The 12,909-nt window shown below is 71.0% G+C and carries 12 protein-coding genes and 1 riboswitch; of the genes, 6 read left to right on the top strand and 6 right to left on the bottom strand.

Translation table 11 applies throughout. The annotated features are described in order from the left end of the window. Positions 1–120 precede the first annotated feature (120 nt). Both ACZ4D5_RS18320 and ACZ4D5_RS18315 read left to right on the top strand, forming a co-directional pair. Positions 121–1,521: an FAD-binding protein gene (locus ACZ4D5_RS18320; RefSeq protein WP_467773376.1), complete on the top strand. Its 1,401-nt coding sequence runs from the start codon at positions 121–123 to the stop codon at positions 1,519–1,521. 13 nt (positions 1,522–1,534) lie between these two features. Then, complete coding sequence (locus ACZ4D5_RS18315) at positions 1,535–2,290, top strand: decaprenylphospho-beta-D-erythro-pentofuranosid-2-ulose 2-reductase (RefSeq protein WP_467773375.1); 756 nt, start codon at positions 1,535–1,537, stop codon at positions 2,288–2,290. A 3-nt stretch (positions 2,291–2,293) separates the two neighbouring features. Here the strand turns inward: ACZ4D5_RS18315 and ACZ4D5_RS18310 are convergent, their stop codons facing one another. The 4 genes from ACZ4D5_RS18310 to trpS all read right to left on the bottom strand — a co-directional run bounded on the left by ACZ4D5_RS18310 (position 2,294) and on the right by trpS (position 6,442). Next, a complete protein-coding gene (locus ACZ4D5_RS18310; protein ID WP_467773374.1) occupies positions 2,294–3,511 on the bottom strand; it encodes a hypothetical protein in 1,218 nt (405 codons plus the stop codon). A 9-nt stretch (positions 3,512–3,520) separates the two neighbouring features. Next, complete coding sequence (locus tag ACZ4D5_RS18305) at positions 3,521–4,711, bottom strand: hypothetical protein (protein ID WP_467773373.1); 1,191 nt, start codon at positions 4,709–4,711, stop codon at positions 3,521–3,523. Between the two features lie 49 nt (positions 4,712–4,760). Beyond that, entirely contained in the window at positions 4,761–5,342 is a 582-nt protein-coding gene (locus ACZ4D5_RS18300; RefSeq protein WP_467773372.1) for a 2'-5' RNA ligase family protein, read from the bottom strand. A gap of 86 nt (positions 5,343–5,428) precedes the next feature. Next, a complete protein-coding gene (trpS, locus tag ACZ4D5_RS18295; RefSeq protein ID WP_467773371.1) occupies positions 5,429–6,442 on the bottom strand; it encodes a tryptophan--tRNA ligase in 1,014 nt (337 codons plus the stop codon). A gap of 89 nt (positions 6,443–6,531) precedes the next feature. On the opposite strand from trpS, the gene ACZ4D5_RS18290 reads away from it, so the two are divergent. From ACZ4D5_RS18290 to ACZ4D5_RS18280, 3 genes are all read left to right on the top strand, one after another. Beyond that, positions 6,532–7,134 carry an RNA polymerase sigma factor gene (locus ACZ4D5_RS18290; RefSeq protein WP_467773370.1) on the top strand — a complete coding sequence of 201 codons (603 nt, stop codon included), beginning with the start codon at positions 6,532–6,534 and terminating at the stop codon, positions 7,132–7,134. Beyond that, positions 7,127–8,002, top strand: coding sequence for a hypothetical protein (locus ACZ4D5_RS18285; RefSeq protein ID WP_467773369.1), 876 nt, complete (start codon positions 7,127–7,129; stop codon positions 8,000–8,002). Before ACZ4D5_RS18290 ends, ACZ4D5_RS18285 begins: the two co-directional genes overlap by 8 nt. Positions 8,003–8,073: 71 nt before the next feature. Then, positions 8,074–8,802, top strand: a complete 729-nt coding sequence (locus ACZ4D5_RS18280; RefSeq protein WP_467773368.1) for a hypothetical protein — start codon at positions 8,074–8,076, stop codon at positions 8,800–8,802. A gap of 101 nt (positions 8,803–8,903) precedes the next feature. Here ACZ4D5_RS18280 and ACZ4D5_RS18275 read toward each other — a convergent pair whose 3' ends face one another. Further along, complete coding sequence (locus tag ACZ4D5_RS18275; RefSeq protein ID WP_467773367.1) at positions 8,904–10,202, bottom strand: serine hydroxymethyltransferase; 1,299 nt, start codon at positions 10,200–10,202, stop codon at positions 8,904–8,906. A gap of 40 nt (positions 10,203–10,242) precedes the next feature. Beyond that, a riboswitch (ZMP/ZTP riboswitch) is annotated at positions 10,243–10,333 on the bottom strand. Between the two features lie 201 nt (positions 10,334–10,534). On the opposite strand from ACZ4D5_RS18275, the gene rocD reads away from it, so the two are divergent. Then, positions 10,535–11,716 (top strand): ornithine--oxo-acid transaminase, encoded by a 1,182-nt coding sequence (gene rocD / locus ACZ4D5_RS18270; protein WP_467773584.1) that lies wholly within the window; start codon positions 10,535–10,537, stop codon positions 11,714–11,716. Positions 11,717–12,239: 523 nt separating this feature from the next. Here the strand turns inward: rocD and ACZ4D5_RS18265 are convergent. Beyond that, the gene (locus ACZ4D5_RS18265) at positions 12,240–12,797 is read right to left on the bottom strand and encodes a hypothetical protein (protein ID WP_467773366.1); all 558 of its coding nucleotides are present in this window, start codon (positions 12,795–12,797) and stop codon (positions 12,240–12,242) included. Between the last annotated feature and the right edge of the window lie 112 nt (positions 12,798–12,909).

Raw genomic sequence — 12,909 nt, 5'->3', positions numbered from 1 at the left:
TCTAGGCAACGCCCCAATAATTCCGGCAATGTTGGGTGACACTCCATCAATCACCCATTTCGGTGAGGGTATGGATGGTTTAGAGCGAACCACACTTCTACGGGCGATACGGTCGCTTTCATGCCTGCCGACTCCCCCGCCGATTCCCTCCCCCGCACCCCCGTCCCCGCGGCCTCCTCCGTGTCCGTCTCCGGCTGGGGCCGCACCGCACCCACCACCGCCCGGCTGGTGAGACCCCGTACGCACGAGGAGGCCGCGGCCGCGGTGCGCGACTGCGGGGAGCGCGGCGGCATCGCACGCGGCCTGGGCCGGGCCTACGGGGACGCCGCGCAGAACGCGGGGGGCGCCGTCTTCGACATGACGGGCCTCGACCGGGTGCGCGCCATCGACGCGGACGCGGGCACGGTGATCTGCGACGCCGGGGTCTCGCTGCACCGCCTGATGGAAGTCCTGCTCCCCCTCGGCTGGTTCGTGCCGGTGACCCCGGGGACCCGCTATGTGACGGTCGGCGGGGCGATCGGCGCCGACATCCACGGCAAGAACCACCACGTCTCGGGGTCGTTCTCGCGCCATGTCCTCGCGATGGACCTGCTCACCGCGGACGGCACGGTCCACACGGTCACGCCCGGCACACCCCTGTTCGACGCGACGGCGGGCGGCATGGGCCTGACCGGCGTGATCCTGTCGGCGACCGTCCAACTCCAGCCGGTCGAGACGTCCTTGATGAGCGTCGACACCGAACGCGCCACGGACCTCGACGACTTGATGGCCCGCCTCACCGCCACCGACCACCGCTACCGCTACTCGGTCGCCTGGATCGACCTCCTCGCGCGCGGGGCCTCCATGGGCCGCTCGGTCCTGACCCGCGGCGACCACGCGCCCCTGGACGCCCTCCCGCAGCGGGCACGCGCGCGTAGAGCCCCTCTCGCGTTCCGCCCGGGACAGCTTCCCGCCGCCCCCTCCTTCGTCCCCGAGGGCCTGCTCGGCAAGGCCTCGGTGGGCCTCTTCAACGAACTCTGGTACCGCAAGGCGCCCCGCTCCCGCACGGGCGAGCTCCAGAAGATCTCCACCTTCTTCCACCCCCTGGACGGCGTCCCGCACTGGAACCGCATCTACGGCCGCAGCGGCTTCGTCCAGTACCAATTCGTCGTCGGATACGGCAAGGAGGAGGCCCTGCGCCGCATCGTGCGGCGCATCTCGGAGCGCGGCTGCCCCTCCTTCCTCGCCGTACTGAAGCGCTTCGGAGAGAGCGATCCGGGCTGGCTGTCCTTCCCGATGCCCGGCTGGACGCTCGCCCTCGACATCCCGGCGAACCTCCCCGGACTCGGCGCCTTCCTCGACGACCTCGACGAGGAGGTGGCCGCCGCCGACGGGCGCATCTACCTCGCCAAGGACTCCCGGCTGCGGCCCGAGATGCTCGCCGCCATGTACCCACGGCTCGACGACTTCCGCGCGCTGCGGGCCGATCTCGACCCGCGCGGGGTGTTCCGCTCGGACCTCTCGCGCCGCCTCGCCCTCTAGGAGACCGGTACTCATGAAAGACGCCTTCGGCACCCCTCAGTCCCTGCTCGTCCTCGGCGGCACCTCCGAGATCGGCCTCGCCACCGCCCGTCGCCTCGTCGCCCGCCGCACCCGCACGGTGTGGCTGGCCGGGCGCCCCTCGCCGGACCTGGAGAAGGCCGCGGCCGAGCTGCGCGACATGGGCGCGGACGTGCGCACCGTCGCCTTCGACGCACTCGACTCCGAGTCCCACGAAGAGGTCCTCGGCAAGCTCTTCACCGAGGGCGACGTCGACATGGTGCTGCTCGCCTTCGGCATCCTCGGCGACCAGGCGCGCGACGAGGACGAGCCCCTCTCCGCGGTGCGCGTCGCCCAGACCAACTACACGGGCGCCGTCTCGGCCGGCCTTGTGTGCGCGCGGGCCCTGCAGTCCCAGGGGCACGGCTCCCTGGTGGTGCTCTCCTCGGTGGCCGGCGAGCGCGCACGCCGCTCGAACTTCATCTACGGCTCCAGCAAGGCGGGCCTCGACGCCTTCGCCCAGGGCCTGGGCGACGCTCTGCACGGCACCGGAGTGCACGTGATGGTCGTCCGCCCCGGCTTCGTGCGCTCGAAGATGACGGCCGGCCTGGAGGAGGCCCCCATGGCGACCACCCCGGACGCGGTGGCCCAGGCCATCGAGACGGGGCTGCGCAGGCGCTCCGAGACGGTGTGGGTGCCGGGGGCGCTGCGGGTGGTCATGTCGGCGCTGCGGCACGTGCCGAGGCCGGTGTTCCGGCGCCTGCCCGTCTAGGGGTCAGCCCCTCGCGGGTTCGTACGTGGCGACGACGGGCAGGGTCAGCGGGTTGCCGCTCTGCATCACGTAGACCTTGCCCGCGCCGACGAACTTCCTGGTGCCGGGCACCGGGACGATCGGTTCGAGCCAGAGCTGCTGCTTGCCCTCGGCCGTGACCTCGCCCTCGGCGGGCAGGCGCGGCCAGGTGAGCTTGGCGCAGCGGCCCTCCGGCGAGCGGTAACGGCCCACTCCGAAGAGCAGCCCTCCGTCAGGGCCATGCGTGACGATGCCTCTGGAGAGGCACGGGTCCTTGGCCGCGCCCTTCTGTTCGTGCCAGCGGGAGCCGTCCCAGCGCAGCAGGATGTGCTCGACGGCAGGCTCGTCCTCGACCTCTCCGTGGTTGAAGGTGTGCGATCCGTACGCCCACACCTCCTTCGAAGACACCGCCTCCACACCGTCCAGGGAAGCCCCCGGCTCGGGCGGGACGGGCTCAGGGAAGCGGTATTCGGGCGTCTGCGTGAGCGTCCAGGTCTTTCCGTCCCAGTGCATCGCCGCGGGCTGGTTGAGCTCGCCGCCGTCACCGCCCACTCCGGAGCCGCTGTCCCGGAAGCCGACCGCCCACAGGTCGTCGCCGGACGTGCCGTCGAGCGAGGCCGCCCCGGCGGGCAGCGTGTGGGGGTTCCAACGGTTGCCGTCCCAGTGCAGGACCTGCTTCTGGCCGCGCACCACCCATACGTCGTCCGGGGCGAACACCTTGGTCTCGGTGATGGCTCCTTCGACCGGCGGCCGTGGCACGCGCTGCCAGCGGGAGCCGTCCCAACGGGCCGCGCTCGCCCCGGAGGTGAGGCCGGAGGCGAAGAGCCACACGTTGTCAGGACCGGAGGAGTCCAGCCGCGGAGTGAAGATGTTCCCGTCGAGCTCGGCGGGCGGCTCCTGCCGCTGCCAGGTGCCGTCCGCGTAGTGCAGCAGGTACTGGCCGTCGGGGTCGCTCATGCTGCCGTCGCGCCGCTCGTAGCCCGCCGCCCAGATGTCGTCGGCGGACGCCGCGGTGACGGCGGTCAGTTCGCCCTTGGCGGCCTTGTCGACGTGCTCCAGCTTCCAGGAGCCGCCCTTGGACGGCGTGGCGGCCCCCTTGGAGGGGCTTCCCTCGGGGGCGGTGCGGGTGGGGCCGCTGTCGCCGCTGCCGCAGCCCGCTGCGGCGAGGGCCAGCACGGCCAGGATCACGGCGGTCTTCTTCATGGCCTGCTCCTAGCGCTTCAGGGTGACGACGACGGCTTTGTACGTGGGCGATCCGGACTGCATGACGTCGACCTTGCCGACACCGAGCACCTTGTCCGTGCCCGGTACGGGAACGATCCGCTTGAGCCAGAGCTGCTGCTGCGACTCCCGGCGCACGCCGTCGGTCGTCGCGGGCAGCCGGTGCTTCTTGATCTTGCTGCAGGTGCCGTCGGTGGTGAGGTGCCAGTTGCCGTCCATGAAGAAGCCGCGGTCGCCGTCCCGCATCACGGGTTTGCGGTACTCGCAGGCTCCGGGAAAGGGCTCGGCCTCAGCCCAGCGGGAGCCGTCCCAGCGCAGGGTGAAGGACGACGGCCGCTCATCGGGGTTCTCTTCGGCGTCGTACCCCTTGAAGGAGTGGTTTCCGGAGACGACGGCGTACGTCCTGGAGGCGACGTCGAGCTCCGTGAACTCGGCGAAGGGTTCGGGCGGCACCGGGTCGGTGAAGCGGAACGTCGGGGTCTTGGAGAGCGTCCACTTCTTGCCGTCGAAGTGCGCCGCGGCGGGCTGCGACACCTGGCCGCCCGGGCCGCCGACGCCCGGCCCCGTCGTGCGCGAGCCGACCGCCCACACGTCGTCCTGCGCCGAGCCCGCGAGGGTGACGATCTTCTCCGCGGGCATCGGCGTCACCGTCCAGCGGCTGCCGTCCCAGTGCGTCACCTTGCCGTCGTCCTGGAGCACCCACACGTCGTCCGGGGAAATGACCTCGACGTCCTTGATCGGCCCGGCCGGAGCGTTCCCCACGGGCCCCCAGCGGGTGCCGTCCCAGAGCGCGTACCTCGGGTTCGCCGGGGCCGCCGCGCTGTTCTCCGTAGTGTGCAGCCAGATGCCCGCCGACCCCAGGGACTCCATCCGCGAGATGAACGGGTTGCCCTTGATCGGCATCGGCTCGCGCGACCACTTCTCGCCGTCGAAGTGCAGCAGGTGCCCCTTGGCGAACCGCCCGTCGGCGACGCGGTCGGAGCCCAGGGCCCAGATGTCGTCCGGGGCCAGGGCGGCCCCGTCGATCAGCTCGCCGTCGACCTCGTCGATGCGCTCGTACTCCCAGGACAGCCCGGTCGCACGGGGCTTCGGCCTGGAGTCGGCGTCTTGTGCGGACCGCTCTGTACCGCAGCCCGCCGCCACGACGGCGCACACGACGGCAAAAGCCGCCAGCCTCCGCATTCTGCGCATGGTCCCCCCCGGCACGATCGGCCGGGGGCGCCGCCCCCGGTCAGCGAGCGGGCAGCGTACCCCGTGCCGCGGGGGCCGCAGCCTGAGGGGGCACTACGGAGCCGCCGAAAACGAAGTCGCGCAGCTTGCGCCAGATGCCGTCGGCACCCTGCTCGTACAGGGCGAAGCCGGTGCACGGCCACTCCGCCTCGTACTCGGCGAGCTCCTCATAGGCACGGTCCATGGCCTCCTCGGAGATGCCGTGCGCCACCGTGACGTGCGGGTGGTACGGGAACTGCAGCTCGCGCGCCACCGGTCCCGACGCGTCCCGGACCCGCTCCTGCAGCCAGGAACAGGCCGAAGCGCCCGCCACGACCTGTACGAAGACGACGGGCGACAGCGGACGGAAGGTGCCCGTCCCCGAGAGGCGCATCGGGAAGGGGCGCCCGGCCGCGGCGACCGAGACGAGGTGCGCCTCGACCGCGGGCAGCGCCGAGGCGTCGACCTCGGTGGGCGGCAGCAGGGTCACGTGGGTGGGGATGCCGTGCGCCGCGGGGTCCCCGAAGCCCGCACGCCGCTCCTGGAGCAGGCTGCCATGTGGCTCCGGGACCGCGATCGAGACGCCGATCGTTACGGTCCCCACGTCGTACTCCTGTCGTCGTGTCGATGGGCAAGGGGGCGCTGCCCGGCGGGCAGCGCAGGTACGGCTGTCGTGCTCGGTCCGGCGGCTCAGTGCTTGGCGGGCAGGAAGCCCACCTTGTCGTACGCCTGCGCGAGGGTCTCGGCGGCGACGGCACGGGCCTTCTCCGCGCCCTTGGCCAGGATCGAGTCGAGCGTCTCCGGGTCGTCCAGGTACTCCTGGGTGCGGTTCCGGAACGGCGTCACGAACTCGACCATGACCTCGGCGAGGTCGGTCTTCAGCGCACCGTAGCCCTTGCCGGCGTACTTCTGCTCCAGTTCCGCGATACCGGTGCCGGTGAGCGTGGAGTAGATGCTGAGGAGGTTGCTGACGCCGGGCTTCTCCGCCACGTCGTAGCGGATCACCGTGTCGGTGTCGGTGACGGCGCTCTTGACCTTCTTGGCGGTGGCCTTGGGCTCGTCGAGGAGGTTGATCAGGCCCTTCGGCGTGGACGCCGACTTGCTCATCTTGATCGACGGGTCCTGGAGGTCGTAGATCTTCGCCGTCTCCTTGAGGATGTACGGCGACGGCACCGTGAACGTCTCGCCGAAGCGGCCGTTGAAGCGCTCGGCGAGGTCACGGGTGAGCTCGATGTGCTGACGCTGGTCCTCGCCGACCGGGACCTCGTGGGCCTGGTACAGCAGGATGTCCGCGACCTGCAGGATCGGATACGTGAAGAGGCCGACGGAGGCGCGGTCGGCGCCCTGCTTGGCGGACTTGTCCTTGAACTGCGTCATGCGGGAGGCCTCGCCGAAGCCGGTGAGGCAGTTCATCACCCAGGCGAGCTGGGCGTGCTCGGGCACGTGGCTCTGGACGAAGAGCGTGCAGCGCTCGGGGTCGAGACCGGCGGCGAGCAGCTGGGCCGCGGCGAGCCGGGTGTTGGCGCGCAGCTCCGCGGGGTCCTGCGCGACCGTGATCGCGTGCAGGTCCACCACCATGTAGAAGGCGTCGTGGGACTCCTGCAGCGCCACCCACTGGCGCACCGCGCCGAGGTAGTTGCCGAGGTGGAACGAGCCGGCGGTGGGCTGGATTCCGGAGAGCACACGAGGACGTTCAGAGGCCATGGTCCCCATTCTCTCAGGTGACTCTCATAGCTCGGAAACAGGTGTGTGACGGGTGGGAACCGATCGGGCACGGCCGGTGTATCAAGGGTGTGAGGGCACAGGGGGAGGTCCTGGAGGGGGGCCGCGTCGTCGACGAGGGTGCGGTGATCGCCCGCGTGCGCGCCGGAGAAGCGGAGGCGTACGCGGAATTGGTGCGCGCGTTCACCGGCATCGCACTCAGGGCGGCGACGGCACTCGGCGCGGGACCGGACGCGGAAGACGTGGTGCAGCAGGCCTTCTTCAAGGCGTACTGCTCGCTGGGGCGGTTCAGGGACGGCTCGGCGTTCAAGCCGTGGCTGCTCGCGATCGTCGCCAATGAGACGAGGAACACAGTGCGTTCGGCGGTCCGGCAGCGTTCGGTCGTCGGCCGGGAGGCGGCACTGGCGGAAGCGGAGCCGTTGATACCGGAATCGGCGGACCCGGCGGTCGCAGCCCTGCGGGACGAGCGCAGGACGGCGCTGCTCGCCGCCCTGGACCAGCTCGGTGACGACCACCGCCTGGTCGTCACCTACCGCTATCTCCTGGAGATGGACGAGACGGAGACGGCCCAGGCGCTCGGCTGGCCGCGGGGCACGGTGAAGTCCCGGCTGAACCGCGCGCTGCGCAAGCTGGAACGACTGCTTCCCGGGGAGGGAGGTGAGGGACATGAGTGAGCGGCACCACGAGAGCGAGCCGACCGACCCGACCGGCCCGACCGGCCCGACCGACGCGGACGAGGCGGCGCGGCTGCGCGAGGAACTGCGCGCGCTCGGCCGGTCGATGGACGCGCGGGGGCCGGGCGGGGAGACGATGGCCGAGCGGGTCATCGCACAGATACTCGCGGAGCGGGCACCGGTCCCGGTGGCCGAGCCGCCCGGCGCCGTCGAGCGGCTGCGGCGGCTGCGGCGCGGTCTGCGGACGCGGTGGCGGGCGGTGACGGCGGCGCTGTGCGGGCTGCTGACGGTGCTCGCGCTCACGCCTCCGGTGCGGGCGGCGGTCTTCGAATGGTTCGACTTCGGCGGCGTCGAGGTGCGGTACGACCCGTCGGCGACACCGTCGGCCGGCGCGGGCGTGCCCGGGTGCGCCGATCCGGTGTCCGTCGCGCAGGCCCGGCGCCTGGCCGGGTTCATGCCCGCGGTGCCGAAGGCGCTCGGCGCGCCGGACGCGGTGTCGGTGACGCGCGAGCCGGACTCCCGTGTCCTGGTCAGCCTCTGCTGGCGGGAGAACGGCCGGACGATACGCCTCGACGAGTACGCGGCGCTGCTGGACCCCGGCTTCGCCAAGACGGTGCCGGTGCTGCCCGACTGGGTCGAGGTCGGCGAGGAGGCGGGGCTGTGGTTCGCGCGGCCGCATCGGCTCACGTTCTGGCTGGTGGAAGGGGACGGCGACCGCTGGCGTCGGACCGAGCGGACGGCGGGGCCGACGCTGCTGTGGACGCGCGGGCAGGAGCTGACGCTGCGGCTCGAAGGAGTGGCGTCGAAGGAGCGGGCGCTGGAGATCGCGGAATCCGTTCCGAGTGGCGGGCCCGGATCGGGAACCTGAAGGGCTCGGGCGGTGTACCAGAAGTGAATCGGCGCGGAGGACCGCGCCGCCGGGCGGCTGGGGGATCGGACATGCGGACGGCAAGGGGACTGTGCGGATCGGCGGCCGGACTGGGCGTCGCGACGGCTCTGGTGATGCTCACCGCACCACAGGCGGCGGCCGGCGGATCGACAAGCGTGCTGCTGGTCTCACCGGAGAGCGCGAGGAGCGCGTCGCTCTACTACAACGCCGAGGAATACGACGAGCTGGAGCGCTGGCTGGAGCCCGCCCCCATGCGGGCGGGCGAGGACCCGCCGGGGCTCGGCGTCGGCGAGGACACCCGGCAGATCAACGTCACATGGATGGCCCACGACGTGCGCCCATGGCGGGTGGACCGGGTCTATCCGCCGATGAAGGGCAGGCCGGACGACGTCTGGGTGCACAGGTCGACGGACATCTCATCGCTGCACGGCAAGTGGTACCGCGTCAAGGAGCCCAAGCGCCTGGTGTCCCTGTTCAAGGAGCTCGGCCTCCTCGGCAAGGCGTCCGACGAGGGCAACTCCGGAATCGCGCCGAACATGGGGGACGACGCGGGGCCCACCGCCCCCGAGGAGGACAAGGACCAGCAGGCGGCTGCCCCGGGAGGCGGCGGGCCGGGCAGTGACGGCACACAGTGGTGGTGGGCGATACCGGGCGCCGGAGCAGGTGCGGCCGCCGCACTGCTGCTGCGGGGGCCGGTGATCGAAGGCTGGACGTCGGCGAAGACCTGGCGCCGTCGGCCTCGGGAGACGGGACCGCGGCAGGAGGTGCGGGACATCTGAGAGCGCGGGACGCGTGAGGCCGCGCGACGTATGAGGCCCGCCCGACGGCCGCCGCCCCCGCCGGAAGGCTGGCGGGGGCGGCGACCGAAGCGGTGATGGCCTCAGGCGGTGGGCAGGCCCGGCGCCGGGTGGGCTGTCATCAGGTCGGCGACCTCGGACCTGATCTTCGCCAGGGCGTCCTCGTCCCCGGTGCGCGCGGCGGCGACACCGCGGTCGATCCACTCGGCGACGGTCGCCATGTGCTCGGTGCCGAGTCCACGGGAGGTGAGGGAGGGGGTGCCGATCCGGACGCCCGAGGGGTCGAACGGCTTCCTCGGGTCGAACGGCACGGTGTTGTAGTTGACGACGATCCCGGCCCGGTCCAGGGCCTTCGCGGCGACCTTGCCCGGGACGTCCTTGGGGGTGAGGTCCATCAGGATCAGGTGGTTGTCGGTGCCGCCGGAGACCAGGTCGAAGCCGCGGGCGAGCAGGGCGTCGGCGAGAGCCTTGGCGTTGGCGACGACCGCGTGGGCGTAGTCACGGAAGGAGGGACGGGACGCCTCGTGGAGGGCGACCGCGATGGCCGCGGTGGTCTGGTTGTGCGGGCCGCCCTGGAGGCCGGGGAAGACCGCCTTGTCGATGGCCTTGGCGTGCTCCTCGCGGGACATGAGCATCGCGCCACGCGGGCCGCGCAGGGTCTTGTGCGTGGTCGTGGAGATCACGTCGGCGTGCGGCACCGGTGAGGGGTGGGCGCCGCCCGCGATCAGACCGGCGATGTGCGCGATGTCGGCCACCAGGACCGAACCGGCCTCACGGGCGATCTCGGCGAAGGCGGCGAAGTCGATGGTGCGAGGGAGGGCGGTGCCACCGCAGAAGATCAGCTTGGGGCGTTCCTTGAGGGCGAGGTCGCGGACCTCGTCGAGGTCGATGCGGCCGTTCGTCTCGGGGTCGGAGGTCTGGCGCACCCCGTACTGCACGCCGCGGAACCACTTGCCGGTGGCGGAGACGCCCCAGCCGTGGGTGAGGTGGCCGCCCATCGGCAGGGCCATGCCCATCACGGTGTCGCCGGGTTCGGCGAAGGCGAGGTACACGGCGAGGTTGGCCGGGGAGCCGGAGTAGGGCTGGACGTTGGCGTGCTCGACGCCGAAGACGGCCTTGGCGCGGGCGATGGCCAGGCCCTCGACGGGGTCGATGTTCTGCTGGCCCTCGTAGTAGCGGCGGCCCGGATAGCCCTCGCTGTACTTGTTCTGCAGGACGGTCCCGGAAGCCTCCAGGACCGCGGAGGAGACGTAGTTCTCGCTGGGGATCAGGCGCAGGGTGTCGGCCTGCAGCTGCTCCTCGGCGCCGACGAGGGCGGCGAGTTCGGGGTCCTCGGCGGCGAGGGCGGGATGGTGCCGAGTGGGAGAGGAAGGGAGAGTCATGGCGTCCTCCGGGGCGAGCGGTGAGTGTCCGGTCGTGGTCCCGGGGTGCCCAGGCGGGCGGCACCTCGAAGGTTCTGCCTCGCACGGCTTCCTCGGGGTCCGTTCCCCGTACGCCAGTCGCCGTGCTGTAGAGGCCACCATAGCTGGCACGCCGATGCGGCATGTTTCTTCGTCCGCGATGCGAGCGACGATAGAACTTGGGCGCCACACCCGCCCCACGCCGCAGGACGATCGGAGACCCCGTGTCGACTACGTCATCTCCCTTTGGATCATCTTCGTCAGCTGCTTCAGCTTCGTCATCGTCGTCTTCGTCGTCGGCCACCGAGGGGTTCATCGCCTCGGCTGAGGCGCACAGCGCGCACAACTACCATCCGCTGCCCATCGTGGTCGCCTCGGCCGAGGGCGCGTGGATGACCGACGTCGAGGGGCGCCGCTACCTCGACATGCTCGCCGGGTACTCGGCGCTGAACTTCGGGCACGGGAACCGCCGGCTGATCGAGGCGGCCAAGGCCCAGTTGGACCGGGTCACGCTGACCTCGCGGGCCTTCCACCACGACAGGTTCGCCGAGTTCTGTACGCGCCTGGCCGCGCTCTGCGGCAAGGAGATGGTGCTGCCCATGAACACCGGCGCGGAGGCCGTCGAGACGGCCGTGAAGACCGCGCGGAAGTGGGGGTACCGGATCAAGGGGGTGCCGGACGGACAGGCCAAGATCGTTGTCGCGGCCGGCAACTTCCACGGGCGGACCACGACCATCGTCAGCTTCTCCACGGACGAGGAGGCACGGGCGGACTTCGGGCCGTACACACCCGGCTTCGAGATCGTGCCGTACGGCGATCTGGCGGCGCTGCGGGCGGCGGTCACCGACGACACCGTCGCGGTGCTGGTCGAACCGATCCAGGGCGAGGCCGGGGTGCTCGTGCCGCCGGCCGGATATCTGGCGGGGGTCAGGGAGTTGACCCGGGAGCGCGGGGTCCTCTTCATCGCGGACGAGATCCAGTCGGGGCTGGGCAGGACGGGCCGCACATTCGCGTCCGAGCACGAGGGCGTGGTGCCGGACATGTATGTGCTGGGCAAGGCGCTCGGGGGCGGGGTCGTGCCGGTCTCGGCGGTCGTGGCGGACGCGGACGTGCTCGGGGTGTTCAAGCCGGGTGAGCACGGGTCGACGTTCGGCGGCAATCCGCTCGCCTGCGCCGTGGCGCTCGAGGTGATCGACATGCTGTCGACGGGCGAGTTCCAGCAGCGGGCCACGGAGCTGGGCGAGCATCTGCACGCCGAGCTGGGGCTGTTGACCGGGACCGGCAAGGTGACGGAGGTGCGGGGGCGTGGGCTGTGGGCGGGTGTCGACATCGCGCCGTCGTACGGCACGGGCCGGGAGATCTCGGAGAAGTTGATGGATCGGGGAGTGCTGGTCAAGGACACACACGGTTCGACGATTCGGATCGCTCCCCCGCTGGTGATCAGCAAGGAGGATCTGGACTGGGGGCTCGATCAGTTGAGGGCGGTGTTGAGTTAGTGGAGGGGGGCGTATGAGTGTGAGTGGCGGGGCGTAGCTGAACGGCGGCCAGCTGCATGGCGCGGCGGCTTGGCGCGGCGGCCTCGGGTAGCGGCTTGTCGGGTAGCGGGAGGGGCGGGGTCAGGCCTCCGAACCCTCCGCTCGTCCCTCGTACGGTCCCTTCTCGTACGTCGCGTTCCGCGCGAGGCAGAGGGCGCGCCCTCTGCCTCGCGGGGGCGGGCGGCCGTGCCGGGGACGCAGAAGCTCCTGGACGCCTTCGGGTACGACGCCGCCACGCCTTCGGGTACGACGTCGCCATCGACTACCGCCGGGGCGGCCTGCCCGAACTGCTCGCGCAGGCCGCGCCCGACGGCGTGGACCGACCCGGCGGCCGCGTCGCGTTGGTCGGCGCCATCAGGAGGCGACGCCGCGCGGCATGCTCGCGGCTCGTCGCAGTCGGCCTACCCCAGTCGGCCTGCCGCAGTCGGCCTGTCATGGTCAGCCCGCCGCGATCGACCCGTCGCGGTCCGTCGGTTCAGTCGGGTCAGCTGACGGCCATCTTCGTGATCCGGTACGTGACCTGGTACTTCCACTTGCCCATCCACGTTCCGCCCTCGAAGTACCAGGGCTTGTCGCCGCTGCGCAGTTCCGAGACGGGCAGGCTGAAGGTGAGCTGACCCAGTTCGTCGTCCGGGTCGATCTTCTTCAGGACCTCGTTCGCCGTGGTGCTGGTCTCGTCGATGATCTGTTGGCCGACCTGCCCCGGAATGGGCTTGAGGTTGTTGATGGAGTTGGACATCTCCTTGAGCGCCTGGCCGTACTTGCCCCAGTCCGCCGCGAAGTCCTCGTCGAACGCCGCGATCCCCAGGTGCACCGTTTCCGAGAGGGCGATCTCGCCCTCGAACATCACGGCCTCGCTGGGGTTGAACGGCTTCGTCTGGTTGTCGTTGATGTCGATCGGCTTGGTGAGCACGACCTGGCGCTGCTCACCGCCGATGACACCGCCGACGATGTAGAACTCGTCGCCGCCGAGGTTGTCCTCGGTGTCGTAACAGTGCACCTTGACCAGTTCGATGCGAATGCGTGCCATTTCAGTCGCCATGAATCCGGCTTCCTTCCGAGAGGAATGGGCGAGCGAACGGATGGGCGATGCGCCATCAGTCTGCGGAGCCGTGCGCAGGGCGAACAGAATTCTTTCCGGCCAGCTGGACACC

The organism is Streptomyces sp. NPDC025651, from assembly GCF_055558735.1.
The sequence above is the reverse complement of the archived record's forward strand: the minus strand, read 5'-3'. Positions and strand labels throughout refer to the sequence as shown.